Annotated in this window: 26 protein-coding genes; 11 read left to right on the top strand and 15 right to left on the bottom strand. The window is 49.7% G+C overall.

What is annotated here, in order from left to right; genetic code table 11:
• Positions 1 to 261: 261 nt before the first annotated feature.
• Entirely contained in the window at positions 262 to 1,185 is a 924-nt protein-coding gene (locus FFM79_RS08290; RefSeq protein ID WP_137643007.1) for an oxidoreductase, read from the bottom strand.
• 132 nt (positions 1,186 to 1,317) lie between these two features.
• Between FFM79_RS08290 and rihC the strand changes: the two genes are divergently transcribed.
• On the top strand, positions 1,318 to 2,229 hold the full coding sequence (gene rihC, locus FFM79_RS08285; protein WP_137643006.1) for a ribonucleoside hydrolase RihC: 912 nt from the start codon (positions 1,318 to 1,320) through the stop codon (positions 2,227 to 2,229).
• 255 nt (positions 2,230 to 2,484) lie between these two features.
• Here rihC and FFM79_RS08280 read toward each other — a convergent pair whose 3' ends face one another.
• The 3 genes from FFM79_RS08280 to FFM79_RS08270 form a co-directional block, all read right to left on the bottom strand.
• Entirely contained in the window at positions 2,485 to 3,054 is a 570-nt protein-coding gene (locus FFM79_RS08280; protein WP_137643005.1) for an acetyl-CoA carboxylase biotin carboxyl carrier protein, read from the bottom strand.
• Between the two features lie 106 nt (positions 3,055 to 3,160).
• Positions 3,161 to 3,478, bottom strand: a complete 318-nt coding sequence (locus FFM79_RS08275) for a hypothetical protein (protein ID WP_137643004.1) — start codon at positions 3,476 to 3,478, stop codon at positions 3,161 to 3,163.
• Between the two features lie 168 nt (positions 3,479 to 3,646).
• The gene (locus tag FFM79_RS08270) at positions 3,647 to 4,147 is read right to left on the bottom strand and encodes an RrF2 family transcriptional regulator (RefSeq protein ID WP_137643003.1); all 501 of its coding nucleotides are present in this window, start codon (positions 4,145 to 4,147) and stop codon (positions 3,647 to 3,649) included.
• A 116-nt stretch (positions 4,148 to 4,263) separates the two neighbouring features.
• Here FFM79_RS08270 and FFM79_RS08265 point away from each other — a divergent pair, with 116 nt between their 5' ends.
• The gene (locus FFM79_RS08265; protein WP_137643002.1) at positions 4,264 to 5,460 is read left to right on the top strand and encodes a DUF2075 domain-containing protein; all 1,197 of its coding nucleotides are present in this window, start codon (positions 4,264 to 4,266) and stop codon (positions 5,458 to 5,460) included.
• A 27-nt stretch (positions 5,461 to 5,487) separates the two neighbouring features.
• Positions 5,488 to 5,997, top strand: a complete 510-nt coding sequence (locus FFM79_RS08260) for a YbhB/YbcL family Raf kinase inhibitor-like protein (protein ID WP_137643001.1) — start codon at positions 5,488 to 5,490, stop codon at positions 5,995 to 5,997.
• Between the two features lie 111 nt (positions 5,998 to 6,108).
• Here FFM79_RS08260 and FFM79_RS08255 read toward each other — a convergent pair whose 3' ends face one another.
• The 3 genes from FFM79_RS08255 to FFM79_RS08245 form a co-directional block, all read right to left on the bottom strand.
• Positions 6,109 to 6,477, bottom strand: coding sequence for a DUF1304 domain-containing protein (locus tag FFM79_RS08255; RefSeq protein ID WP_137643000.1), 369 nt, complete (start codon positions 6,475 to 6,477; stop codon positions 6,109 to 6,111).
• A gap of 130 nt (positions 6,478 to 6,607) precedes the next feature.
• Positions 6,608 to 8,113 carry a multicopper oxidase family protein gene (locus tag FFM79_RS08250; protein ID WP_137642999.1) on the bottom strand — a complete coding sequence of 502 codons (1,506 nt, stop codon included), beginning with the start codon at positions 8,111 to 8,113 and terminating at the stop codon, positions 6,608 to 6,610.
• 184 nt (positions 8,114 to 8,297) lie between these two features.
• Complete coding sequence (locus tag FFM79_RS08245) at positions 8,298 to 8,852, bottom strand: matrixin family metalloprotease (protein ID WP_225424408.1); 555 nt, start codon at positions 8,850 to 8,852, stop codon at positions 8,298 to 8,300.
• Between the two features lie 195 nt (positions 8,853 to 9,047).
• On the opposite strand from FFM79_RS08245, the gene rpiA reads away from it, so the two are divergent.
• Positions 9,048 to 9,716, top strand: coding sequence for a ribose 5-phosphate isomerase A (gene rpiA / locus FFM79_RS08240; RefSeq protein ID WP_137642998.1), 669 nt, complete (start codon positions 9,048 to 9,050; stop codon positions 9,714 to 9,716).
• Positions 9,717 to 10,225: 509 nt separating this feature from the next.
• Here rpiA and FFM79_RS08235 read toward each other — a convergent pair.
• Together FFM79_RS08235 and FFM79_RS08230 are read right to left on the bottom strand one after the other, a co-directional pair.
• Complete coding sequence (locus FFM79_RS08235; protein ID WP_137642997.1) at positions 10,226 to 11,623, bottom strand: MFS transporter; 1,398 nt, start codon at positions 11,621 to 11,623, stop codon at positions 10,226 to 10,228.
• A 335-nt stretch (positions 11,624 to 11,958) separates the two neighbouring features.
• The gene (locus FFM79_RS08230; RefSeq protein ID WP_137642996.1) at positions 11,959 to 13,269 is read right to left on the bottom strand and encodes an ammonium transporter; all 1,311 of its coding nucleotides are present in this window, start codon (positions 13,267 to 13,269) and stop codon (positions 11,959 to 11,961) included.
• Positions 13,270 to 13,789: 520 nt separating this feature from the next.
• Here FFM79_RS08230 and FFM79_RS08225 point away from each other — a divergent pair.
• From FFM79_RS08225 to FFM79_RS08215, 3 genes are all read left to right on the top strand, one after another.
• Positions 13,790 to 14,749 carry an L-lactate dehydrogenase gene (locus FFM79_RS08225; protein ID WP_137642995.1) on the top strand — a complete coding sequence of 320 codons (960 nt, stop codon included), beginning with the start codon at positions 13,790 to 13,792 and terminating at the stop codon, positions 14,747 to 14,749.
• A gap of 108 nt (positions 14,750 to 14,857) precedes the next feature.
• Positions 14,858 to 15,124, top strand: a complete 267-nt coding sequence (locus tag FFM79_RS08220; RefSeq protein ID WP_137642994.1) for a hypothetical protein — start codon at positions 14,858 to 14,860, stop codon at positions 15,122 to 15,124.
• Between the two features lie 252 nt (positions 15,125 to 15,376).
• On the top strand, positions 15,377 to 16,543 hold the full coding sequence (locus FFM79_RS08215) for a hypothetical protein (RefSeq protein WP_137642993.1): 1,167 nt from the start codon (positions 15,377 to 15,379) through the stop codon (positions 16,541 to 16,543).
• An 86-nt stretch (positions 16,544 to 16,629) separates the two neighbouring features.
• Here FFM79_RS08215 and FFM79_RS08210 read toward each other — a convergent pair whose 3' ends face one another.
• The 4 genes from FFM79_RS08210 to FFM79_RS08195 all read right to left on the bottom strand — a co-directional run bounded on the left by FFM79_RS08210 (position 16,630) and on the right by FFM79_RS08195 (position 20,226).
• On the bottom strand, positions 16,630 to 17,604 hold the full coding sequence (locus FFM79_RS08210; RefSeq protein ID WP_137642992.1) for a biotin--[acetyl-CoA-carboxylase] ligase: 975 nt from the start codon (positions 17,602 to 17,604) through the stop codon (positions 16,630 to 16,632).
• Complete coding sequence (locus FFM79_RS08205; protein WP_137642991.1) at positions 17,601 to 18,173, bottom strand: biotin transporter BioY; 573 nt, start codon at positions 18,171 to 18,173, stop codon at positions 17,601 to 17,603. The genes FFM79_RS08210 and FFM79_RS08205 overlap by 4 nt, the downstream gene beginning before the upstream one ends.
• Before the next feature lie 327 nt (positions 18,174 to 18,500).
• The gene (locus FFM79_RS08200; RefSeq protein ID WP_137642990.1) at positions 18,501 to 18,752 is read right to left on the bottom strand and encodes a hypothetical protein; all 252 of its coding nucleotides are present in this window, start codon (positions 18,750 to 18,752) and stop codon (positions 18,501 to 18,503) included.
• Positions 18,753 to 18,813: 61 nt separating this feature from the next.
• Complete coding sequence (locus FFM79_RS08195; protein ID WP_137642989.1) at positions 18,814 to 20,226, bottom strand: C69 family dipeptidase; 1,413 nt, start codon at positions 20,224 to 20,226, stop codon at positions 18,814 to 18,816.
• Between the two features lie 886 nt (positions 20,227 to 21,112).
• Here FFM79_RS08195 and FFM79_RS08190 point away from each other — a divergent pair.
• Both FFM79_RS08190 and FFM79_RS08185 read left to right on the top strand, forming a co-directional pair.
• Positions 21,113 to 21,313 (top strand): hypothetical protein, encoded by a 201-nt coding sequence (locus FFM79_RS08190; protein ID WP_137642988.1) that lies wholly within the window; start codon positions 21,113 to 21,115, stop codon positions 21,311 to 21,313.
• Positions 21,314 to 21,328: 15 nt separating this feature from the next.
• On the top strand, positions 21,329 to 22,237 hold the full coding sequence (locus tag FFM79_RS08185) for an SPFH domain-containing protein (RefSeq protein ID WP_137642987.1): 909 nt from the start codon (positions 21,329 to 21,331) through the stop codon (positions 22,235 to 22,237).
• 80 nt (positions 22,238 to 22,317) lie between these two features.
• Here the strand turns inward: FFM79_RS08185 and FFM79_RS08180 are convergent, their stop codons facing one another.
• The gene (locus FFM79_RS08180) at positions 22,318 to 23,136 is read right to left on the bottom strand and encodes a Cof-type HAD-IIB family hydrolase (RefSeq protein WP_137642986.1); all 819 of its coding nucleotides are present in this window, start codon (positions 23,134 to 23,136) and stop codon (positions 22,318 to 22,320) included.
• Positions 23,137 to 23,304: 168 nt separating this feature from the next.
• Here FFM79_RS08180 and FFM79_RS08175 point away from each other — a divergent pair, with 168 nt between their 5' ends.
• Together FFM79_RS08175 and FFM79_RS08170 are read left to right on the top strand one after the other, a co-directional pair.
• Complete coding sequence (locus FFM79_RS08175; protein ID WP_137642985.1) at positions 23,305 to 24,168, top strand: AraC family transcriptional regulator; 864 nt, start codon at positions 23,305 to 23,307, stop codon at positions 24,166 to 24,168.
• 94 nt (positions 24,169 to 24,262) lie between these two features.
• A complete protein-coding gene (locus tag FFM79_RS08170) occupies positions 24,263 to 25,570 on the top strand; it encodes an MFS transporter (protein WP_137642984.1) in 1,308 nt (435 codons plus the stop codon).
• 480 nt (positions 25,571 to 26,050) lie between these two features.
• Here the strand turns inward: FFM79_RS08170 and fba are convergent, their stop codons facing one another.
• Positions 26,051 to 26,914, bottom strand: a complete 864-nt coding sequence (fba, locus tag FFM79_RS08165; protein ID WP_137642983.1) for a class II fructose-1,6-bisphosphate aldolase — start codon at positions 26,912 to 26,914, stop codon at positions 26,051 to 26,053.
• Between the last annotated feature and the right edge of the window lie 72 nt (positions 26,915 to 26,986).

The raw sequence follows: 26,986 nt of genomic DNA, 5'->3' as shown, positions 1-26,986 counted from the left end.
TGGGAGACTCTGTTTAGTTGCCACTCATTTAGCCGTGAGGGCGGTCCTAAAGTGGCTCAGTGGTGTCGTTTGCGTTAGTCGGGGTTGTTTCCCGACTTACCCAAAGACCGAGCTTTAAGACAAGTGGTTTGCTTGGCTTAAAGTCGTGTCCACCACGTTCCAACCGCTTTAGGACCAACCGGCAAGGCGGCAAGTTGCTACTATCCGGGCTTTCTAAGTTTTCACTTTACTTGATTAATCACCATAAACATACTGGTAAACTCATTTATCAGCCGCCGCGGACGCGTGTTTCGCGCGGTCATGACGGTAATGGCGACTTCCCGTTCGCCGGTTGCGGTGCCGCGTTATTTTGGCGAGGCGGGCCGAGCCGTCAATGGCCTTATTCATCGCCCAATCAAACTGGCGGTCGGTCAGCCACTTACGGGCCGTTAACGATAGGCCAGCCGCCATCCCCGCGTGGTAGCGCGTCTTGGGCTGAACGTCGGTCACCGCCCGAACCATGAGTTTAGCAATCACGCCCGGATTGGACGCAAAGCGGTCAAATAAGGACAGCATCGCGCCAACTTTGAGCGCCTGCTCGTGGTAGACGCCCGCGTTAGAAACCTCTATCAGTTTCTTTTCGGCAATACCGGCCCATTCAGTTTTAATTCCACCTGGTTCAATGACGATGACGTCGATGCCGAACGGTGCCACTTCCATCCGTAAGGAATCGCTCATCCCTTCCAGAGCGTGCTTCGTTCCCATATACCACGCACTAAGTGGTTGATAAATTTTACCACCAATGGACGCCGTGTTAATGATCCGGCCCCGCTTTTGTGCGCGCATTAACGGCAAAACAAGCTGGGTTAACCGCATCACACCGAAAACGTTGACCTTAAACTGGTACTCGCCCTCTTCGATGGGGACATCCTCAACCGCGCCGTACGAGCCGTAACCGGCGTTATTAATTAAAACGTCGAGCCGACCTTGTTCAACTTCAATCGTATGAACGGCGGCTTCCAACGTTGTCTCGTCCGTGACGTCGACTTTCAGAACGTGCACGCCGGCCGCTGCTAAATCGGTCATTTTTTCGATTCGGCGCGCCGCCCCGTAGACAATGTTACCCTGCGCTTGCAATTTCAGCGCCGTCGCTTTACCAATTCCAGAAGAAGCACCCGTAATTAAAATTACCCGTGGTTGGTTCATCCTTGATTCCTCCGTTGTTCCGTTTTGTTACTGTCATGCTACGTCAATCCGGGTGTAATTGCAATCGATTTCAGTATGGCGACTATGCTAAAATGGGAGTAACCAAATGTGCTTGATAATGGAGGGAACGTCATGTCAACTAAAATCATTATGGATAGTGACCCCGGGATCGACGATGCCGCGGCCATTACAATTGCTTTGAACCATCCAGACTTAGATTTACAGCTCATTACAACGGTGGCCGGAAACGTTACCGTGGATAAAACGACGCTAAACGCACTCAAATTAACCCGGTTTTTCAACCGGGACGTGCCGGTGGCCGCCGGTGCGCCGCAACCGTTAATTAAGCCGTTCGAGGACGCCGTCCGGATTCACGGCGTTTCGGGGATGCCAGGCTACGACTTTCCAAGTGATTTAGCCCAACCGCTCCCAGAACCAGCCGTCCTCGCACTGCGGAACCAACTCATGGCTGAAACTGAACCCGTCACCTTGATTCCAACCGGAGCGTACACCAACGTTGCGCTTCTATTCAAGACTTATCCCGAAGTGCTGTCCCATATTAAAGAAATCATTGCAATGGGTGGCGCCCTCGGTAAGGGTAACATGACCAGTGCGGCTGAATTTAACGTCTTTACCGACCCCCACGCCGCCGAAATTATGTACCAATCCGGTGTTCCAATTACGATGGTGGGCTTAGACGTCACCATGAAAGCCCTCTTAACGGCCGCAACGCTAGACAAACTGGCCACGCTAAACCGGACGGGTGCAATGCTCTACGCGCTCTTCAATCATTACCACGACGGGGCTAAGGGCGGCATTCCAATGCACGACGTTAACACGTTGTTCTACTTGCTACACCCCGAAGCCTTCACGACCGAAAAAATGTGGATCGACGTACAGACGGACGGGCCCGCTAATGGCGAAACCGTCGGCGACATCCGTGGCGCTTACCACGATGGCAAAACCAACGCCAACGTCTGCGTCGACATCGACGCGGCCGCGTTCAACGACTGGTTCTTAAAAACCGTTGCCGCGATTAAATAATGCTTAATTAGAGGTTCTGTATCAATTGGTGCTGATATGCCGCCAGCAGCGGGGGTAACCGGTTGGCTGGAACACTGCGGGCATCTTCGTCAGCAGGTCGGCACCACATATCATAGAACCTAACTAAGACACAAAAAGCAAGTTTTCTAGGATACGGTGTATCCAGAAAACTTGCTTTTTCAATTGATCATTAATTAGTAATTATGCCACCTACCGCCAACCCGGGTTTAAAACGCGGGTTGATAGCACCAAGGCTTAAATATCGTCCGGCGTATCCGGCACCAGCTGAATTAGCGGTTGCCCGAAATTAACTTCGTCGCCATTGCGCACCAGTAACGCTTTGACGTAGCCGGCCTGCTTAGCCACTACTGGCCGCATCATTTGCATGGCTTGAATCAAGCCAACTTGTTGACCCACGCTAACATGGTCACCAACTTGAACGTACGGCGATTCTTCGGATGAATGCGCTTGATAGTAAATCCCAACCACCGGCGCAGTAACACATTCCTTCGGGTCAACACTGACTGGCGTTGGCGCCGTACTCGTGGCTTCACTAGTTGGTTCCACGACTGCCGATGCCGGGGCTTCCGATTGAGCGGCCGCCTGGGAGCGACTCAGCGTGACTTGGGAAGTTGGCGCCGCACTCGCAGCCGCGGGACTTGCCAGCTTCACCGGTTGGGGGTTGGCTGGCGTTTTCGCGGGAGCCACTGGCGTTGATTCCGCCTTACCCAACTTGATTTCAAAATCTTGATCATGGTAACTAAAACTCGTTAAATTACTATTTTCAAATCGCGACATTAATTCATAAATCTTATCAAATTCCATACCTGCACCCTCCAATGATTACGCTTTGATTATACCGCAAAGTTTAGCGCAGGATTGTGGTGGAAGTATGAAGCATTCGTTAAGAATCTATCAATATTTCAATATTTTAAGATGCGAAGGCAATCGGCTCGCGGCCCATTTTAAACGTAAATAGCGGTGCCGGCGACTTTCCCGCGTGCACGTAGGCGAGCACGGCGTCGACACTGTCCACCTGCAATAGCCGATTATCGAGCTGCCACAGATCACGTTGATAGTAGTCGTGGCAATACTGAACTAGGTTGGTCAAAAAGTTCCCAATTGCTTCATTGACCGTATCGCCAGTGCCATCAACGCCCCAAAAGTCCGCCGATTCCAACCAATACCGTTGTTCTGAAAGCTCGCGATAGCGGCCCTCTTCATGAATCATCACTACCCGTGGTTCCATTGCCAAAACCCCTTTCACTGCACGCCTACTCTGAATTGCTTACTAAGATACCATCAGTTGGGGGCGCTGACAATCCTTCACGGATAACTCCTGTTAAATTAAGGTTCTTAAGCGCAACCAGCTCATTTTCCAAACTAGTCAGTCTTTTTAGTTAATAATTTAAAGTCGCTAATTAGACTCCGAATCATCCGCTTGAACCGCTCCCGGATGTCGGGCGGCCCGCCGCAAAAAGCGCCCGTGATGCCGCAAATCGGCTTGTAAATCGGCCATTGTAAATTGGTGATAATAAGCGCGGTATTGGCGGTCCGCCACCGTGAAGAGGTCGGTCAAAGTCTCACTAATATTGGCAGCAATCGGTGAGTGGTCGGCCTGCTGCGCCGTTTTTGAAGGGCCGGTAATAAAACGCGCGTAACTCATCGTTGGCGGAATCGTTAAATCGTAGAGTTCCCCCAAATTAATGGCGGCCAACGGCTTTTCAAGCTGATAACCCCCGTTTTTACCAACCGTCCCAATTAAGTAACCATGTTTATGGAGGACGGATAAAATATTACGAATCATAACGGGGTTCAGTTGCAGTGATTGAGCCAGCTCCCGGCTAGAAACCTTCTCTGACCGGTGAGTATCAAGGTACAGCAAACTGTGAACGGCAACCGAAAAATCAAGTTTCATAGTGCAATTTCCCCCTCTGATTAATATTACCTTTAGTTTACCACCATCGCTCGACCACCCGACAACTTTCAATTTAATCCAAATTCAAGTTATAATGACGCTTGGGAGTGATTTGGATGACAACCTCAATGAGTGCCGCCACCTTTAAATTAGCGGCCGATGCCGCCCTATCGCCGGCACAACAAGCTCTAGAACAACAACTACTAACATTTATCACCGAACACCGCCACGCCGAACAGGCCGGCCTGTTCGTTATTCGCGGTGACGCCGGGACTGGCAAAAGTGCCGTTCTGGCCGCGGCCTTCGCCAAGTTGCAAGCGCTCAGTCGTCAGCACGACGCGAATCCGTTACAAGGGACTAACAACTATCTAACGGTCAACCATAACGAAATGCTCAAGATTTACAAACAATTGGCCGCAGACGATCCACACCTCTTGAAAAAAGACTTCCAAAAACCGACACCGCTAATTAACCGGCTAACGAAAACGAACCACCGGGCCGACGTCGTTTTCGTGGACGAAGCCCACTTGTTATTGACGCAGCCGGACCGCTATAACCGTTACACGGGGCAAAATCAACTGGCCGACTTACTTAACCTGAGTCACGTCGTGGTGGTTGTTTTTGATACCCGCCAAGTCTTAAAACTCAAAAGTTATTGGCACGCAAATGACCTTGATCCGCTACTAAACCGTTATTCGCATCAAATTTTTGACCTCGATCAACAATTTCGGGTTAGCGCAGACGCGGACGTGGTCAATTGGATCAACGCCTTTACGCGGGGCCACCTCCAACCCCTACCTAGCAGTCCGAACTTCGACCTGCGCGTTTTTCAGGACGGGCAACCGCTCTACGATTTAATTCGTCAACGCGACCAACAAGGTGGGCTCGCGCGGATGATTGCGACGGCCGATTTTCCCTACGTCGTTAACCACGGGACCTGGTACGTCACGGCGGGCTCCCTAAAGCTCCCCTGGGATAAAGTCAATTTAACCGCCGAACCGTGGGCGTTACGCCCGGAAACCATTAACGAAGTCGGCTCCATTTACACGATTCAAGGTTTCGATTTAAACTACGCTGGCGTTATTTTAGGCCCGTCCGTCGGCTACGACCCCGTTAGCGACCGCGTGATTGTTAAACCAGCTGCCTATCAAGATCAAGAAGCCTTCAAGCGCCGTAACGACTTGGGTAACTTGGATCCGCTCAAAGTACAACTTATTTTCAATTCGATTAACGTTCTAATGAAACGCGGTCGGCACGGGCTTTACCTTTATGCGGTTGACCCAGCACTACGTCAGCGATTATTAGCGTTATAATAAACGTATTAAGGAGGGATCAAGCCCATGCAAGTGACAATTCCAACTATTAATGGCGCGCTCGCACCACTTTACTCTAAGCAAGCTGCCCCCGCCCAGCGCTACCACGGTCACCCGATTATTTCGTTTCCAATCGATATTAGTGGCGTTCCAGCCGGAACCCACTCGTTAGCTTTTAGTTTTGTCGACCACGATGCGATTCCGGTCGGCGGTTTTACTTGGATTCATTGGATTGCCGCCAACCTTCCGGCAACGACGACCCACATTCCGGAAAACGCAAGTCAGACCGGGGCCATTCCGATGGTTCAAGGTAGTAACTCGACTGCCGGGGGCTACGTTGGCGAAACTGACGTCAAAATTAGCCACCATTACGTTGGTCCCAACCCACCCGATCAGGACCACCGCTATTCATTTAAATTATTTGCCTTAGATAGCGAGCTCCCCTTAGCAAGTGGCTATTGGTTGAATGAGTTCCACGACGCCATCGCCGGCCACGTTTTAGCAACTGCCAAGACGACCGTGATTGGGCGCGTCTAAGCGTTTTTTAACATTAATGAGGTCGCGACAAAGTCACGGCCTCATTTGTGTCCCGCAATAATTAATTAGCCAGCCGTGCGTCAACTGGCGCACGATTTTCGCTACATAGCGCTATGCCAAATAAACCAGTACAAACGCAATCAACGCTGGTAAGCCTTGCACCACAATAATGGATCGGCTCGCCGTCACACTCCCGTAGATGGCGGCCACCAAAACGCAAGCTAAGAAGAACAGGGTAGCCCCCGCCCACGCAACCGCTGGCATTACGAACAAACTGTAAAGTAACCCCACGGCTAAAAAGCCGTTGTAGAGGCCCTGATTTTTGAACAGGGTTTGGACAACCGGATCTTTCAAGGCCGCCCGTGGCATGTTGAAGGCCTTGGCTGCCAGGTCGCTATCTGCGTTAAACATTTCTAGTCCCGTAATAAATAGGTGTTCCACGGCAACTAAGACCACCATAATCGTTGCAATTAATTGCATCTTCATTCCTCCATAAAAAATGACCGGTCAGCATTCGCCAACCGGTCATTGATTTTCAAATTAGTTCGCCAATTAGCTGGTTTTAGTATACCGTTAATTGGACGTTAACCTAACTAATCACACCTTTTGCTTAGCAACCGGGCATCCAGACATCTTCTGGTTTAATCCCCTTTTCCTTAGCAAAGGCGTTTCTAAGTGTTTCCATATCCATTAAATGGTAAGTCTTTGGATGAGCCGGATCGTACGATTCGATTTGGGCCATCATCCCACCATCTTCGTGTTCGATAATATGGCAGTGATACATGTAAACCCCGGTTAAATCAAATTTAACCTTAATCCGAACCGTTTCGCCCGGGTTAACACCGACCGTATCCTTCAAACCGTGTTCATTTGGATAGACCGGACCATCGTTGCGGGCCAAAACTCGGAATTGCGTCCCGTGTACGTGGAACGGGTGAACCATCCCATTTTTCGTACTGTTTGTATTGGTAATCTCCCAAATAGCCACGTCACCAACTTTTTGGCGGGCATCGATTCGTTGCATATCGAACTTCTTACCGTCCATCGCAACTTCTTCGTCCATACCATCCATCGTAATCTTGCGGACGGGTAAACCAGGGGTCGGTTCCTCATCTTCAATATCGACTAAGTGGTCTGGTAATTGGGTATCATCAGGGTCAAACGCCTTGATCCGGAAATGACACAACGGCGTGTCATCGGTCATTAACGTGACCTCATCCCCGGGTTGATAACGGCCGAAGTCCACGACCAGCTCATCACGTTCCGCACAGGTCATCATCACTTTATCCATGTAAACTGGGGCTGGTAAAATCCCACCGTCCGAGCCAACTTGGGCAAATTCCAAACCATCATCAAAGTGCAAACGCCATTCTCGCCGGTTAGAACCGTCTAAGATCCGCAACCGCACCCGTTGGGTCGTCACGTTAAAGTACGGGTTAACGGTCCCGTTGACGAGGGCCGTGTGTCCCTGAACCCCATCGGGATCGTAGTCTGCCCGGTAATCGAATTGGTTATCTGCATGAAATTCGCGGTCTTGCAAGACCATCGGAATATCATCGACCCCGTAATTGCGTGGTAGTGGCAATTGGTCTTCCACGTCGTCTTTAACGATGACCATCGCTGCCAACCCTTTCCAAACTTGGGTGGCCGTTGATGGGCACGGATGGGCGTGAAGCCAAATCGTCGCGGCTGGCTGCATGACCTTAAAGTCAATATGGTTCGTTTCGCCCGGATAAACCGGTGCGTGACAGCCCCCGTCCGTAATTGGGCCGGGAACGTTTAAGCCGTGCCAGTGAAAGGTCGTTAGTTCGGGTAACGCGTTCTTTAAATCAATGTGGGTCTGCTTACCATTCCGGAAAACAATGGTTTGACCCAAAAAGCCGGCATTGTACCCCCAAGTTTTCGTCTTCTTACCAGGTAAAAACTGGGTTTCACTCGCTTGCGCCCGCACCGTATAATAATCATCCGTCGCGGTTTGCTTGTCCGGCTTCAATAACGGTGGAATTGCGAGCGGTTGGGGCGCCGTTTTCGGCGTCGTCAACGGAATATAACCCCCATCGTGTGTGTTATAAGCTGGTTCATCAAAAAAATAATCAGTATAGACTTTTTTTGCCATCTTGACATCCCCTTAAAATTCTAAACCTCAAATACTTGTGAACAAAATAAGCACTAACTTTAGTTTAGAATTACATTAAAAAAGTGTCAATCAACGATTGGAACCGGCTGCAAAAAGAAAACGCCCCACAAAGTTGTGAAGCGCCAATCGATGACCAACCTTCGATCAGGTCTAAAAAATCGCTTCATCGCTCCCCAACTGGTAGCTGATAACGCAATTTTACGGCCGTTTGATCCCCATGGCTAATCCCGTTATAGCGGTTATCCGCCCGCATCACACTAAGCGGCGCCCGACTGTGGTTTAACCCCATCACGTGCCCCAGTTCGTGTTCTGCCACGTGCACCTGATCCCAATACGAATAGTGATACTTCGTCAAGTTACGGGTTAACAATAAGACCCGTGCCCGGCTAAAATACCCCGCTTTGGGACTCGTTGTGAACGTGATTCCCGCCAACCGGTAATACAGCCCGGTCATCGCCCGACTTGTCATCAGGGTGACCTGATGATTGGCGTTGCTACCAGCAACAAACCGAAACTTTCCAGTCGCGTTCCAAGCCGCAATCGCCGTTTGAAAAACCCGGCGGTCGTACGCGGAGCCCCGAATAACGTACGTGACCCGCGCTCGAGGCCACCGGTTGCGGCCAAACGGTGTTACGGCCGCTTTTACCACCGAACCGCTGATCAGCAACGCGAGACCGACCAGCATTGTGATCATCACAATCCATCGTGTCCGCTTCACTTTGCTTGTAACCTTCTTCCGCCGTAACGAAGGTTGCCATCAATCCCCCTTATTTTAAAGGGTCGCGTTTCAAACCACCTTTAATTATCCCCAACCTCCCAACTAGGAATTACTGAATTAACGTCTTCCCTGTTAGTTAAATGGCCAATCACGTGCTATCATGAGGGTATCTTATCAGTTTGGAAGTGGATCAGAATGGCTATTAAACAAGCAATCGTCGCCCAAGCGCTCCCGTTGATCAAAGCGGGGATGGTCGTTGGCTTCGGTGGCGGCACGACCGTTGGCGAACTCGTCCGTCAGGCGGCCAACCACGTTAACGACATTACCGTCGTCACACCGTCGCCCACGACCCGCCAACTCGCAACCGTACTCGGTTATACGGTGATTTCGCCCGCGTACTGTGACCGCATCGACATCGCCTTTGACGGCTGTGACCAACTTGACCACCACGGTAACGCCCTCAAAAGTGGTGGCGGGATTCACACCGCCGAAAAAATCATCGCCAGTCTCGCGGACGAATACTGGCTCCTGACGGTTAAGGACCGGCTCGTCGACCAATTCGATCCCCAAACCCCGTTAGTGTTAGAAGTCCTCCCAACCGCATTCGCCCTAGTCATGCAAACCGTCAGCGACCTCGGCGGCCAGGCTACCGTCCGGACGGCGGCGAACCGGGATGGGTTTACCTTAAGTGATCAGGGCAACCTATTAATTGACTGCCACTTTCCGACTTACGAACACTTAAGCGCACTCAACCAGGAACTGGTCGCTACGGCCGGCGTCGTGGAAACGTCCTACTTTGACCGGCTCGTGACCAACGCTATTTTGGGGGATGCGGATCATCAGCAGGTGACGACACTATTTTAAGTTTAAAAAGACCAGCCCGCGGGTTGGTCTTTTGGTTCTGTACCAATTGGGGTTGAGCTGCCGCCAGCAGCGGGTATCACCGGTTGGCAGGAACACTGCGGGCATTCTTCTTGGCAGCCACGTATCATAAAACCAGTCTCTTTACTTGCCGGTTAAACGGGGTTACTGCACTAAGCCCGCTACGCTGTCCGAGATTCAGGCGCATTTTCTCTGCCTAATAGCCGAAACGTGTTCCAGACCAACTAATGCCTGTGCCTGCGCTTACTACGCTAAGGGCACAATGCCAAAGCCCGGCCGCGTTCTTGCCTGATAGCCGAAAAGTGTTCGGGCCGACTGGTATCTGTGCTTGCTACGCTAAGCCGCCATCGCATAACCCCGTCTCGCTATTGCGATATAGCCGAAACGTGTTCGGGCCAGCTGATGCCTGCGCCTACTACGCTAAGGGCACAATGCCAAAGTCCGGCATCATGCCCTTAGCTAGGTAGTGCTCAGCATCAACCCGCTGGCCCTCACACTCTCTGATTTTTAAACACCACATAATAAAAACCAAAATTAATAATCCCAATCAACGCAATCAATCCAAACGCCAACTGGCTTCCGCGCGCCGTCGCCACCGCCTGCGTCAAATTATCCGCCTTCACCGACGACATCAACACGGCCAACACCGTCGTTCCCAACGAACCCGCGAACTGCTGGCCCGTATTATAGATGGCATTCGCATCCGCCCGCTGATCCAACGCCACTTCCTTTAACCCGTTTGTCATCGTATTGCTAAACGCCATCGACCGTCCAATACTAAAGACAACGTAAAAGATGGCAATCAAAACCACCGTTAAACTTCGCCCCATCACCGTAAAGGCCAACGCCGCCGCCAAAAATAGACTACTTCCTAACAGGATTGGTAACCGCGCCCCATACTTATCTAATAAATGACCAAACCACGGTTGCAAAATTGCCGTCACTAAACTTCCCGGTAACAAAATCAGTCCCCCCACTAATGAGGACGCCCCAATCGCCAACTGCGCATAGTTCGGTAACGCAAAGTTGATGCCAATATTACAAAATTGCAAAAGAATGTAAGCAAAGAAACTATACGTAAAAATCGGGTTTCGAAAAATCTCTAATTTTAATAATTGCCGTTGACTATGCCGTGCAACCCGAACATATGCCAATAACGTCACAATTCCTAAAACAACTCCGCCTAAGAATTGCCAGCTCAACCAGCCCGCGGTGCTCAGACTATTAAAACCAAGCATTATCGCAACAAAGGCCACGGCGAGCAAACCAAATTGGCGCCAATCAAACTTAACGGCTTGCGTTGGCGAGTATTGTTCAATCGCCTGCCAACCAAATATTAAAATCAACAATTCAACCGGTAACGTCGCCCAAAAAATAAGCCGCCAGTCGCCGATTGCGACCATCAGGCCACCAAAAGTTGGCCCACTCGCAGGCGCAATCATCAAAATCAAACTGGAAAGTCCCATGTAGAAACCCAGCCGTGCCCGCGGAACGCTTTCGACAATTACGTTGATCATCAGCGGAATCGCAATCCCGGCACACACCGCTTGAATAATCCGGCCCAATAATAAAATCCAAAAATTGGGGGCCAAAGCCCCAATTAAATCACCAATAATAAATAGTGACGCCCCGGCCACAAATAATTGCCGGTTCGTAAAGCGCTGTTTTAGAAACGCCGACGTAATCATTAATAACGCAACCGTTAATAAGTACCCGGTTGTGATCCACTGCACCGTACTCAGCGAAACGTTCATCGTTTTCATTAGGGTTGGAAACGTCACGTTCATCGACGTTTCCACTAAAATTCCAATAAACGCCATTAAGGCGACCGCCGTAATCGCGATCAGCCGTTTGCCGGCGACCTTTTCTGACGTTGCTTTCGTTGCCATGTTAACATCTCGCTTTCTTGTATTTGGGGTGGTGCGTTTCGGCTTTATGGTCGAAACATGTTCGGGCCAGCTGATACCTGCGCCTACTACGCTAAGGGCACAATGCCAAAGACCGGCCGCGTTCCTGCCTTATAGCCGAAACGTGTTCGGCCGAGCTTGGTCCTGCGGTTAGCTACACCACCGACACCACGCATAACCCGCGTAATGCCGGTGGCTAGGCTAATCCTCGGACCAACCCACTCGGCCTCATACTCTTCCTAATATACCCAAAAAACGCGCCGCACTCAAATTCACCTCTGAATTTGAGCACGACGCTCCCAACTAATCTTTATTCTTTAATTACCGTGGTGCCGCAACAACTGCGACAACTGACCCTGAAACTCATCACTATGCTGCTGAATCGTCATCAGCTCATGGCTCATCGGCACCGTATAGTCAGCAACCTCACCATGCTCCCCTTCATCCAGGCCGAGCGCCTCTTCCTTGGCATCAACCCGCATCCGGATCACCTTCTTGAGAAGGACAATAATCACAATACAAATGGCCGTGGTGAACACAATCGTAAAGGCCGTCGCAAGTAACTGGAGCCCAAAGAGCCGGAAGCCACCCCCGTAAAAAAGCCCGTTTAACGCAATCGACGAATTAATCTGCTTAGTCGCAAATAGTCCGGTCATGATACTACCAACAATCCCGGAAACGCCGTGACACCCAAACGCATCCAACGCATCATCCACGCCTAACCGCGGCTTCAATACGTTAATGAACGTGTAACTGGCTAGCGTTGCAAATAACCCAATCCAAAACGATCCCGAAACGGTGACGTACCCACAAGCCGGTGTAATTCCAACCAAGCCACACAACGTCCCGGTACAAACGCCAACCAAGGTTGGTTTGCCCTTCGTGACCATTTCAATGACCATCCACGTCATCATCGAGGTTGCGGTTGCGACCGTCGTCGTTAAGAAGGCTTGAACGGCCACGTTATTCATCGCCAACGCGGAACCGGCGTTGAACCCGTACCATCCAATCCACAGAATGGCCGTTCCTAATAAGACCCACAAAACGTTGTAATGTTGGGACGCGTCCTTACCATATTTGTGCCGCGGTCCTAGGAAAATTGATAAAACTAGCGCCGTAATCCCAGCGTTAATATGAACAACCGTCCCACCGGCAAAGTCAATCACACCCAACTTAGCGAGAAAACCGCCCGCCCAGACCATGTGGACCATTGGGTAATAGATCAAGATCGACCAGCAAGCAATAAATGCCAGCAAGAACTTAAAACGAATCCGACCAACAACCGCCCCCACAAATAACGCTGGCGTAATAATCGCAAACATCATCTGAAAGACTAAGTACAGGCCGTTTGGAATCTTAGTGGCCGTCAACGCGGTTAAATCCACGCCATGTAACCAAATGGCCTTTAAATCCCCAACCACCCCGCCGAAGTCGCCCGAAAACGAGAGGGTGTAACCAACCAAAATCCAAAGCAAAATTGCCAACCCACAAATCATAAACACCGACAGTAACGTGTTGACCACGTTACGTTTGGAAACTAGGCCCCCATAAAAAAACGCTAACCCCGGGGTCATAAAGAAGACTAAAATACTCGATAAAATCAAAAACGCTGAATTTGCTGCACTCATAAAGCCAACTCCCATCCATGCCATTTGATGTTAGAAATTATAACATCATCCCCACCTAACCCCCGAGACATTTCTATATTTTGGACAGCTTCCAAACTATGCCTCCCAATTAAGCGCTCATCCGCCTATTCAATGTAAGCTTTTTTTACACTCGCTTTTAGCCAGCCCAACCACTTGCTTTTCATTAGCGCACACGTCCTAATCCTTACGAAATTTAAGTAGCTTGCGTTTACGTCGTTTTCTTTAAACATTGCTTTAGAACTTTAATAATTCCAAACGAGACTGACTGAATTCAACCTTTTGTAAAGTAAACAACCGTCTTTAGATTAATAATCTTAATTTCAGGGACAATTTTCGTCCCGTAGCTCCGCCAATACTTAAGATTATTACTAGCTCACCCGTAGTTTCCGTTTAAGGATTGACGTGACCGTTCATTCAGGGGTAGACTTACCACCGTTAAATTAAAAATTAATTAGATTATTAGTTTTAGTCTTAATAATTAAAATCGGAGGTTCAGCTTATGCGAAAATATGCCATTATTGGCGTGGGCCATGTTGGTGCCACGGTTGCTTATACCCTAGTCTGTAAAGGAATTGCCGACGAATTAGTCTTAATTGATACCAACGCCGGAAAAGCGCGCGCGGAACAACTCGATTTACAAGACGCTCAGGCCCGTTTGGACAGCCGGACGATTATTAAAATTAACGACTACGATGAACTACGCGATACGGACATTCTCTTTATTACCAGCGGTAACATTCATGCCCTCGACCACGCGTCCGGCAATCGCTGGGCCGAATTCGAATACACTAAGCAGATTGTGCAGGACATTGCACCCAAGGTAAAGGCGACTGGTTTCAACGGAATCGTGATTGATACGATGAATCCCTGCGATGCCATCACCCACTATTTCCAACGAGCAACCGGTCTCTCCCGGCAACAAGTTTTCGGTACCGGGACCTTTTTGGATACCGCGCGCATGCAAAAAGTGGTGGCCGAAGTCTTCAATTGTGATCCTAAAAACGTTTCGGGCTACGTTTATGGTGAGCACGGCGAGTCTCAATTTTCAGCTTGGTCGACGGTCCAAGTCAATGGCATTCCAATTACCAAGTTAGTTGACCAATACCACTTGGATTTAAATGCGCTTGAAGCGCAAGCCCGCCATGGTGGCTGGGCCGTCCATTCTGGGAAGGGTTATACGAGTTACGCCATCGCGACCTGCGCCGTTAAATTAAGCGAGGCGGTCTTAGCCGACGCCCGCTTGGCCTGCCCCGTTTCCGCGTACAGTGAACAATTTGGAACGTACGTTGGTCAACCCGCCATCATTGGGAAGCACGGGGTTGAACAGGTCACCCACTTAGCGTTAACTAAGGACGAACAGGCGAAGTTTTTGAATTCTGCCAATACCATTATTGAAAAGTTCCACGCCTTTGACGACGTCTTAGCGTCGCAAGCGACTCCTAAGCAGCAGCAAGCTTAACTGTAAATCCCATTAAACCGCTGTCAACGTTGGTAATCCGCCATTAATCATGGTAAAATTTCATCTGAAGAACATTTAGGATGTCAATAATTAATGGTGGGATGACTTATGCAACGACAACTATCAAGGCGGCAACGTTGGCTGATCATGATTGGCCTCACGTTGATTGGGTTTAGTTGTGCACTACTCGGAAAATGGGGACGCCTAGTCTGCGTATTACTAGCTGGACTGACACTGGCCCTCTTAACGAATAGCTGTTTATTATTTTGTCACCGGCGGGGGTTCACCCTCGGAAGTGGCATGTTATTTTCATTAGTAGTTGCGTTGAGCTACTTGGGATTAATTTTAGGCAGCTACGGCTACTTACGTGGTTAACTGGATGAACGGTTTAATTAAAAATAAGAGTTAGACGGATAATCGAAAAACGATTATCCGTCTAATTTTTATACCTCCATGATGCTGCAGTGTTCCAGCCAACCGGTTGCACCAGCTGTTGGCAGTATATCAACACCAATTAGTATTACCGGCCAACCATCAATTATTAGTCAACTAACCACCCGCGACATAATCAAGCAACCCCACCCCAAAAAGTGCTATGATGAACTAATATGAAGGGGGTTAGACCAGATGAGTTCAATTTTTGAAGATTTACAACTTGCCGTGCAACAAAACCAGCTCATCAATCTTTATCAAGCCAATACCGAGGTCGTTTATACCGGCTATATTGATAGTCTGGCACCCGACGGCGTCGTCATTAACACTTATGACGACGCGGGCTTACAGGACGGCGCCGTGTTTATGCGCTACGGCGTCATTGATGAAGTGGAAACGATGAGTGAGGACCTCGACAACATGGCCTTTCGTTTGGAAAACGCCGTCAGTGACGGCTTAAGCGCGGTACCGCACGCACCAATTACGTTAGCCGCCGATCAGGATGCGTTACCACAAATTTTAACGCGGGCCCAAACGTCTCAACAAGTCATCCTATTAGTGCTTAGCAGTATGGATAATTACCTGGAAGGCCAGGTTCAAAACGTGACTGAGCAGGCGTTTACGTTCAAAACGTTTGATAAATTTAACTTCCATCACCGCGGTAGTCAACAGCTTCCTCTAACGGACATCCAGGTCTTAGAGTTCCGGGGAACTGAACTGATGTTGGAAACCGCCTTCGTTAAAACGGCGCACGACCACCATCCAGCGGTCCGGCTGACGAGTCCCAAAGCCATGCGCTCCGCCCTCGCAACTGCGCGGGAAACGCACCAATTGATTGCGCTCCGGTCAGCGGACGGATCCGGCATGTTTTTCGTTGGCTTTATCAATACCTTAAACGCAGATAGCGTTTTGATTAACTTAATTGATATGACTGGTCAGTTTGGAGGCTACACCCTTTGTCGCCGGTCACTGATTGAATCGGTCACGACCGATTCCGATTATTTGCAGACGATGCGGGGCTTTATCGAGCTGAATAAGCAGTTTGAATTAAACGTCCAACCCGTCCTCAATAACGAGCGTTTGTTTGACGGTACGACCGACCTCTTCGAGAGCATCTTACGCAAGGCGGCCACTTTCAACAACCTCGTTCATTTAACGACTGAAAATCCAATGATTCCAGCTATGACGGGTTATCCCGGCCAACTGACAAACGGTCACTTTATCTTCTACAACGTCGATGCTGATAACCGGGTCAACCGGCTTGGTACCATGATTGAGTTAAAACAAGTCGTCGAATTATCGTTCGGTTATATGGACGCTTACCTATTAGAAAAACGGTTAAAAAACGCTGGTAATCTCTGATTTCTGGCTGGTGCCCACGCGCACCATTTAAAGACGCCAACCGGGACTATGATCAAAATCATAATCCCGGTTGGTGTCTTTTATTTTCAATTAGCTGGGTGTACCCGTACGACTTCACCACTCAAGTAGTGGTGGCACGTGCCATCGGGGTGTTCCAGCACCAACGCCCCCTGGTCATCAATCGTCCGCGCAATGCCACTAACGGTGCGTTGCCCAGTTTGTAACTGGACCGGCCGTCCTAGAATCACCGATTGGCGGCGGTACGCCGCCAGGTCGGTTTCATCGGGAAACCGCTGGTAAGCCGCCACCAACTGAGTCAGTAGCGCCGCAGCTAATTGGTTACGGTCAACGACGTGGGTCGGGGCAATTGCCGCCGCCTGAGATGCCAATTCATCCGGAAAGTTGGTGGTTGTGAGGTTTAACCCAATCCCAACGACAAACGCCGTCACGGCGTCCGCCTCGACCTCCACATCAGCTTCCGTGATGATGCCCCCAACTTTGTGGTGTGCCACTTCGATATCGTTAACCCACTTCAAGCCAAAGTCAACTCCGGGATAAAAGCGCTGAAGAACGCGAACCACGTTGACGGCCACCCCGGTTGTAAGCAGGCCACTCTGCCGCAAGTCTACGTCTGGATTCGGCAAAACCAGGCTTAAATATAGGCCGGTATTTTTGGGCGAATAAAACGCGCGCCCCCGCCGACCATAACCCGCCGTTTGTTCATCCGCCAAAAAGGCGGCCGCTTGAACGGTACCAGTCGCTCGCAGCGCTTGCTTGGCTAACCACTGCGTTGAGGCAGTCGTTGGTACGGCCGTGACGGTGCCGGGAAACGCTGGCGCTAGCATCTGAATGGCGTCCGCGTCTAATTGGGTGCCCTGAAGATAGCGGTAGCCACGCTTCGTGCGGCTTTCAATTTGATGCCCATTTCGACGCAGCCGGGCCACCGCCTTCGAAATGCTTTCACGGCTCACCGCCAGTTCACGTGCTAACGCATCCCCCGAACACCATTGCTGGGGGTGCGTTATGAGTATTTTTAACACCCGTTGTTTGGTCGTGCTCACTGGTTGGCACCCCCAGCCTCCAAGTGGACAATTTTACGAATCCGCCGCGACAAGAAGACCGCGAACGTCGCCTTGAGCAAGTCGCCCGGTAAAAACGCCACGTTCGAAATGAGGGCCGTCGAGAAAGCTAAGTGAGCCTGAATCGCCAGCCAGCCAGCCCCAACGAGGTCCACGAAGAAGATGCCAACGCTCCAGACAATCAACAACTCCCACCACCAATGGCGCGTCGGCTGAACGGGTAAGTGGTAGAGTAAACTGCCCAGCAGTAACGGTACTAGCAACCAGCCGAACAGGTAGCCTCCAGTCGGCCCAACGAAGACGGCGGCTCCGCCACGACCACCGGAAAGGACCGGTAACCCCACCGCGGCTAACGCCAAAAAGACACCAACCGCAAGCGTGCCGTACCGGCGCCCCAGTAACTCACCAGCGAGAATAATCCCCATGTTCTGTAAAACGATGGGGACCGGAATAATTCCAACGGGGATTCCCGGAAAGAGTCCCAAAATAATAATTAGTGCGGTCACCATTGCGGCCCGCACGAGTGGTTTTAAAACATTGCGTGCTGTCACTAGACGCACCCCTTTAAATTAGAATAGTTTCCATTATAATTTAATTGTCACCCGTTATCAATATTGCAGGTGACAATTTATATTCACTGGGAAATTAACCAGCTAAAAAAATAAGACCGCGACAAAAGTCGCCGTCTTATTTAGGTTTTTAAATAATTATCGTCGAAACGTGCTCCAGACCAACTGATGCCTGCGCCTGCTTTATAGCCGAAACGTGTTCGGGCCAGCTGATGCCTGCGCCTACTACGCTAAGGGCACAATACCAAAGCCCGGCATCATGCCCTTAGCTAGGTAGTGCTCAGCATCAACCCGCTGGCCCTCACACTCTTACTTCTTCCCCAACCGCTTTTCAATCTGATACTGCTTCGCAGACGTCGCCGGCTTCGGCCCGTCCGCCGCAATTAAATCATCCGCGTAAAAAACGGAATAACCATGGTCCTCCTCTAAGGGCCGCGCAATCAAAATGCCGCGCTTGCGACCCTGCTTTGCATTGTAAATATCCGCGCTTCGAAGTGCTTCATTATAGTCGTGCGATTCCGCAATGGCATCGCCCGGGTTGAATAGAACGTTTTCAGCCATACTCTCAGCTCCCTTGGATTGGTACCTTTATTATACCGTTTTTGACCATTAATGCGGTAATCTAAAGGTTAATGTCAACGTTGTACGTCAATTTCGAAAGCGACAAGCCCTTCGTAATCAACCGCCCAATAAACGCTTGCGCCTTAGTGCGCATTTGGGCAACCATTTGCTTGTCCTGGGCCGTTAAGTAAGCCGTTAATTCGGCACCGGAGAGTTTAACCGCAGCAGCATCCGTCTCAGCAACGAACTGCATCAACTCCGTCCGGCATTCCTTTAAATAATCAATGTCGTCCTGCACAAAGTCAGCATAGTGCGTCTCCACCATCATCGACACCGTCCGGTACAACCAGTAAGCACTCTTGATGTCAAAAGTTAGCGGGGTATTCGCAAAACTGGCATCCGTTTCACTAATGTTCGCGTGGAATGGTAAGTACGGCGCGAACGCGGGCATCCCAAAAGTCATCCACATAATCGCGCTCTGTTCTTCGGGCACGTCGTTACGAACTTGCATAACGTGTGAATTTTGGGTCCGGTTCATCGAAATTGGCCGGAACTTTTTAGCCTCCGGTGTATTTAAGAACGGATCATACTTCGTTTCGTTGTAGTGCGAACCCAGAACGTATTCAACGTCAGCAACGGAAATCTTTTTGGCGGCGTGGCAAATAAACGGCAATTCACTCGACTGCGGATCCTGTTCAATTTCCGGGTTAAAGTAGTGCTGACCGTACCATACCCGCGGCGTATTGTAGTGGCGATCCTTTTCCGTATCGGTTCCAAAAATGTGCCGGAAATTAAAGCCCTGCTTATCTGGATTTAGATGGTGGCGTTCAACGAAGGCTTGAATCCCATCCGACCACATAAAGTTATCCGGATCGTCAAAATCGACCCACTGAATAGCAACTTGGTTGGCGGCAACCGCGTAGGCGTCGTCTGGAATCCGTTGCGCAACCCAGTGATGACCCGTGACAATTTCCATATACCACACGTCATTTTTATCATTAAACAGAACACCGTTACCTTCTGGCGAACCGTACTTTGCAATTAACTTTCCTAAATAGACCACTCCATCACGGGCCGAATCAATAAAGGGGGTCACCATCGTTGGCAAGCTATCTTCGGCGAGGCCGTTTTTAACGAATGGGTCGAACGCTAACGTGTGTTCATTACCATAAACACTTTCGGTTGCGGAAACCCCCACGTTTTTTTCGTTAAAACCGTTTTCCGGGAAGACGCCCTTTTCAGCAACTTCAATATTCGGAACGGATTGGTAGCGATAACCATCCGCTGGTAGCGGTGCGCTGAATCCGTTTTGACCCGACGTTAGGGTTTCACTGCGCCCATGAACGGCGGGGTGCACAATAAATTTTTGCGGGGTGACCGGCATAAAGGTATCGTCATTGCGGGCAATGATGGTGGAACCATCCACGGTGGCCTTCTTACCGACTAAAATGGTGGTACAAGCTTGTTCATTCATCTAAACATCTCCAATAAAATAGCATCAGTTATACTTCTCATGATACGCGCTGTGGCTAAAAATACCAGTTACGGCCCAAAATTACTCAATTCATTTAAAAAAATGATTTGTACGCCACCGCAAAACAAGTATTTTAATCTCAAAACTAAGAATTCTTAATTTTGAAAGACCATCGCCACACTTTCTTCACATTTTGCTGATATTATATAACCATAGCAATCAAGGATCCCCCTCCGAGATTGCTAGATAATAATTAACATTCTTTTCATTTACTCCTCCAAAGTAATGAAATCAGTCAAGGCAGATGCTTTGACAGCTTGGTGGGTGGCATGTGAACGTCCCCCCGCTTATATGAATAAACACCCACCAAGTCTCAACATATGATTCCCCGTCATATGTTGACCTACTCCTTTTGACCTTCGTATATTGTACGGAGGTTTTTTTGTGCAGAGTGTGAAGCCAAGCGGGTTGCCCTTGAGCATTGCCTAGCTAAGGCGTTATCGCGGGTTATGCGATGGCGCCTTAGCGTAGCAAGCGCAGAGGGCAGCTTGGCTGAACACGTTTCGACTAGCTTGCAGTAACGCGAACTTGGCATGATGCTGGTGGCGTAGCTAACCGCAGGACCTGCTCGACTGAACACGTTTCGACTAGCTTGCAGTAACACGGGCTTGGCATGATGCCGGGCTTTGGTATCGTGTCCTTAGCGTAGTAGGCGCAGGCGTCAGCTTGGCTGAACACGTTTCGACTATCCTGCAGTAACGCGAGCTTGGCATGATGCTGGCGACGTAGCTAACCGCAGGCCCAGCTCGTCCCCACACATTTCCCCCTACCAATCCCTAACCAAACAGCATATAATTTAAGTAACGCAGACAAAGGGGGCTTCCACATGCAAGAAGGCTATTTAGATCAACGTTTAATTGGCCGCCAATTCAAGCTTCAAACAACTGATTTAACGGACGGGGTTCAATTTTATGGTATCTTTTATCACCTGCAGGCCGAAGTCCCGCTAACTGTGGGGGATACCGTCGAAATTACCGCGGCAACCGCCCACGGTTTAAGCGTGAAAAAAGTTGGGGGACCAGCTTAAGGGGGGAGTCAAGCTATGCTTAGTATCATTATTAGTGTATTCATCGTTTTATTCATCATTTTAGTGCTATTCGCATCCATCCGAATCATCACCCAACCCAATCAGGGCGTTGTTTTAACGTTAGGGAAATTTGACGGGGTGCTTGGATCAGGGCTACACTTCATCAAACCGTTCATCTCGCACGTCATTCTAGTCAACACCGCCCAAACGCCAGTTGATCTGGACCAACAAGTCGTTATCACTAAAGATAACGCCGAAATTTCGGTCAAGATTTCACTCAAATACCACGTGACCAACATTGAAGATTTTGTTTTCAAAAACGAAGATTCCGTCCGGAGTATGATTCAAGATACCCGGGCTTCCTTACGGGGCATTATTGGGAATAAGGAATTGAACGAAGTACTTAACGGAACGCAGGTCATCAACGCGGCCCTCTTCAAGGAAATCTCTTCCGTGACGGCCGGCTACGGGTTAAACGTTGACCGGGTCAACATCGATTCGGTTAATCCGTCCGCTGACATTCAGGCGTCCATGAACCGCCTCTTACAAGCTACCCGGGAACGGGACGCAACCATTGCGACCGCCGAGGGGAAAAGTAAGTCAATCACCTTGGAAAACGAAGCCAATAACCGCGCCCTGCTAGCGACGAACAAGGCGCAAAACGAGGCCCTCGTTAATAGTGCTAAGGCGAAGGCCACGGCCGTTAAAACGGAGGCGGATGCCGACGCTTACCGCACCCAGACCTTAAACACGGCGCTGAGCCAGTCGTCCGAAAATTACTTCATTTTTCAAAATACGGAAGCCGTTAAGGCGCTTGCAGACGGCCAAGCCAACACGGTTGTTTTACCAAACCAAACGCTCGATAGTTTGGGCTTAATTCCAGCCCTCACCAAGCTAGGTACAACCGCACCCAAATCGAATTAAATAATTATTTAAAAAGCAGTGCGACCGTGACTTTTGTCATCGTCGCACTGCTTTTGGTTTTTAAGTCATACTGGCGTTACTTAGTTAGCTTGCAGCGCCCACTTTTCAATGGCTTGCGCCACCCCGTCAGCGTCGTTGGTCCCAGTAACCGCATCGGCCGCCCGTTTAGCTGCCGCGCCGCCGTTACCCATGGCGATTGCGGTTCCGGCCACTTTAAACATTGGCAGGTCGTTTTGTTCATCACCAATCGCTAAAACGTCCTCAGGCGCGAACCCCAAGTGGTGCGCTAAGTCGGCCAATGCCTGGCCCTTATTGACCCGCGCGTTCATAATCTCAAGAAAATGTGTCGAGGCGCGAACAATGTACAGGTCGTTACCAAAGCTAGCCCGGATGCGGGGTTCTGCCGCGTCTAGTTGGGCGCCCTCACCGGTAAAGACCGCCTTCGCAATTTGAAAATCGGTCGGTAACTCGTCCGGCTCCCGAATCAATAGTCCGGCGTGGTTTTCCCAAGCTTGCTGAACCATCACCCAGTTTACGTCGCGATCCGCCGTATAGATTACGCTCTGCCAATCTAGGACGTTGAGCGGCACGCGTTGCGCCTTCGAAAAGGCGGTGAGTTCCCGGTACAGTGGATTATTAATTAACGATTGCGCTAAAATGGTGCCCGCGACACTTTCCGTAACCGCACCGTTAAACGTAATGACGTACTGGTCGGCGCCACTAATTCCCAGCTGAGTCAAGTAGGGGCGAACCCCGGCTAGCGGCCGACCGCTACAAAGGACGACCTTGATATTAGCGGCTAACGCGGCTTGAACCGCCTTCACCGTGCTAGGTAAGACTTGGCCGTTCGAATTCAACAACGTCTGATCAACGTCGATTGCAATTAGTTTGATTGACATACGCTTGAGTTCCCTTCGTCCCCAAAGACGGTTACAATGAATCTAAACCGCTTTCAGTTATTTATCATCCAATATACCACGGATTGTGCGTCCGTGCGTGTCCTAATCACGCAGCCGCACAATTCGAATCACGCAGCCGCACAATTCGAAATAAAATGAGGTTACTTAATGACAATTGTTCACGAACCGGTGGCCGTTTTACCACGCCTGCCCTTTAAATTTTATCAACACGACCCACTAACGACGATCACCGTTCAGCCTCACTGGCATCAAGGTATCGAGCTCAACTACTTAGTGGCCGGTGAAGCCCTCACCTTCGTCACGGATGGCCATCCACACACTTACCACCCCGGCGACGTCTGGGCGGTTAACCGTCGAATCATCCACAGTGCTCGTGGCGCCGAACAAGTCCGCTGGAACGAGTTCGGCCTGATTATTGACGACGCTTGGCTAACGCAGGCGGTCTCCGCCAGCACTCACTGGCATCTTGATTTAAACGCCCCGGGACAGTCCGCCGCCAGAGTCCAACTAATTGACCACCTGCTGGCCATTCAAAAGGGCCTCCAAACCGCCCCCGACGATTTACGCCGTCTAACGGTTTTAAGCCACTTCTATGCCGCAATTGTCTTACTGGGAACGGCGTTTACCACTAACGCGGCCGCTACGACCGTCGTGACTGCCAACCAATCACTGGTCAATAACGTGATGACCGCCATCAACCAGCGCTACGCCGAACCGTTGAGTGGCCAAAGTTTAGCCACCGAATTTCACGTGTCGCTAACCACCCTCCACCAACAATTCAAAGCCAGCCTACAAGTCTCCGTGAACCGCTACATCCGGCGGGTACGCCTAATGCGCGCTGACCAGCTACTGTTAGCGAGCGACCAACCCGTTGAAGTGATTGCGTTACGCTGTGGCTTTTCCAGTCGCAAAACTTTCAACCGGAACTTTCAAGCCTGGAAGGGTCTTAGCCCAACCGCTTACCGGCAGACCGCTGCTCACCATCCGCACATTGATCAGGGGTGCGTCTGAGCGCCCTTTTTCACCGCGTTCATGTCAATTATTATTAACATTAGCTTAATTAGTGTAAAATTAAGTCGTCTAAAACTTTTTCGAGGTGATAACGTTGAAACAACCTTGGCAAACCGCCTGGCCCGAGCGAATTAGCTACGGCCTAAGTGATGCCGCGGATAACCTGGTCTTTCAAATGATGACCACGTACTTACTCTTTTTCTACACCGACGTTTACGGCCTGTCCGCCAGCGCCGCCGCGCTTCTATTCATCGTCGCCCGGATTGCGGACGTTGTTGAAAGTTTGATTCTTGGGGTGATGATTGACCACACCCACTCGCGGTTTGGGAAGAGTCGGCCATTCTTTCTCTGGTACGCCCTCCCCTACGCGCTATTTGCGGTCCTAACCTTCGTAACGCCCGACTTCGACGCTACTGGTAAGCTGATCTGGGCTTACGTTACCTACTTAGGGCTCGGCTTTTTCTACACGGCCGTCAACCTGCCGATTACGTCCATTTTGCCGGCCTTGTCACAAAATGATCAGGAACTAACCTTACTGGGAGTTATCCGGCAATTCTGCGGGAGTGGTGTACAAATCATCGTTGCCGTCTTCACCTTACCGCTCGTCGCGTTTTTCGGGCGTGGTGACCAACGCCAAGGATTTTTACTGACCATCGTTTTGTTTAGCGTTATTTCATTAATCTTAATTTTAAACACTTTTTTCCAAGTAAAGGAACGTTTTAGCCAACCCGAAAAACCGCACCAATCACTGGGTGCGGTTTGGGGAATGTTAAAACAAAACCAACCGTGGTTCATTCTGTCCATCGTGATTCTTTTGTACTGGCTGACGATTGCCATTAAGAACCAAACTACGATTTACTACTTTAAGTACTTATTACAACGCGAAGACCTCGTGCCAGTCGTTAATGGCTTTACGTTTACGTCGCTCATTGGGGTCATTCTGATTGTCCGGCTAGCCAAATCCCACGGTAAAAAGAAAACCATGCTCACGGGAATCGCTACCGCCATCGTGGGCCAGGTTATTCTAGGCCTCGGCACTACGCTAAACCAGTTAGGCTTAGTTTTCGGTGGCACCCTTATCAATTCAATCGGTAACGGCTTAATTGTCGGTCTCGTTTCAATTATGATTGCCGACACGATTCGCTACGGCACCGCCCTCGGTATTCAGGCGGAGGGTATTCTGGCTTCCACCAACGACTTCGGGGTTAACGTTGGCTTAGGCTTGGGCGGTTTGGTGACCGCCGGACTGTTCCATCTATCCGGCTACGTCGCCAACCAGACTCAAAATTTAGCGACCCAACACATGATCACCTTAAACTACGCCTGGATTCCGCTATTCTTATACATTTTGATGTTTATCGTTTTAAGCTTCTATGATGAACGGCGGTTAACGCAAATTTAGGTAGTAGCACTAGAAATCACGATTTATCAATTGCATAGCCACTTAAAAAAATGCTTTGATATGTAATGTTGATCTACTAAAAGCTAGTCAGTTGAATTTTTAATAAATTCACTGTAACTGCCAGAATAGTGGGTAAATTTGCGCTTAGTTTAGTAAACGTTCCGCAGAGCCAGCCTCATCAATTGAAACTGACTGAAATACACCGCGTAACCTTGTATTCAGGCAAATCTAGCCAGTAGCGGGTGTAACCATGGCTCAACTGCGAAATTATTCTTAGTCGGAAGTGGGTTGCTTCCGGCTTAGAATAAGGCTCGAATTTGAGATTGCGCAGTGGTTTTCTGCGTGAGCTCAAATCGATGCCCGCAGTGTTCCAGCCAACCGGTTACACCCGCTGCTGGCGACAATCTCAACACCAATTGATATATTCCACTAAAAAAAGCCGACCCCGCGGGGTCGGCTTTTAGTTGAGTCAAAAATCAATTATTTAACAGATGGAGTTTCGAACCAGCCGATCCGTGAAGTAATCACGTCAACGATGGCCTTCTTACCAGGTGCTAATAACTTACGAGGGTCGTAGCCCTTACCGATTTGGTCTGCGCCAGATTCGATGTAGGCACGAGTAGCGTTAGCAAAGGCAATTTGGTTTTCAGTGTTAACGTTAACCTTGCTAATACCAGCCTTAACAGCTTTAACGATTTGGTCCTTAGGAATACCAGAACCACCGTGAAGTACCAATGGCATCTTAACGGCGTCTGAGATTTCTTGTAAACGATCGAAGTGTAAGCCAGTCCAGTTTTCTGGGTACTTACCGTGGATGTTACCAATCCCAGCAGCTAAGATGTCGATACCAGTGTCAGCTAAAGTCTTAGCTTCTTCAACAGATGCTAATTCACCTTCACCGATGATACCGTCTTCTTCACCACCGATTGAACCAACTTCGGCTTCAACAGAGATGCCCTTAGCGTGAGCCAACTTAACGATTTCCTTAGTCTTTTCTAAGTTTTCAGCAAATGGTAAGTCGTGGCCATCAAACATAACTGATGAGTAACCAACTTCGATACATTCCTTGGCAGCTTCGTAGTTACCATGGTCTAAGTGCATTACAACAGGAACAGTAATGTTCATGCTTTCCATTTCATCGGCAACTAAGTCCTTAACGAGCTTGTAACCGCCCATGTACTTAGCAGCGCCCATTGAAACTTGGATAATAACAGGGGTGTTAGTGTCTTGCGCACCCTTTAAGATGCAACGAGTCCATTCAAGGTTGTTCGTGTTGAACGCACCAATAGCGTAATGGTTCTTGTATGCGTCGCGTGTCATATCAACAGCATTTACAAATGACATAAAAATAACCCTCCTAGGTTAATTAAGAGATACGATTTTTGAATCACATTCATTTTAGCACACTTTACTTAT

It is taken from the genome of Lactiplantibacillus modestisalitolerans (assembly GCF_005405425.1).
Taxonomy (GTDB): Bacteria; Bacillota; Bacilli; order Lactobacillales; family Lactobacillaceae; genus Lactiplantibacillus; species Lactiplantibacillus modestisalitolerans.
The sequence above is the reverse complement of the archived record's forward strand: the minus strand, read 5'-3'. Positions and strand labels throughout refer to the sequence as shown.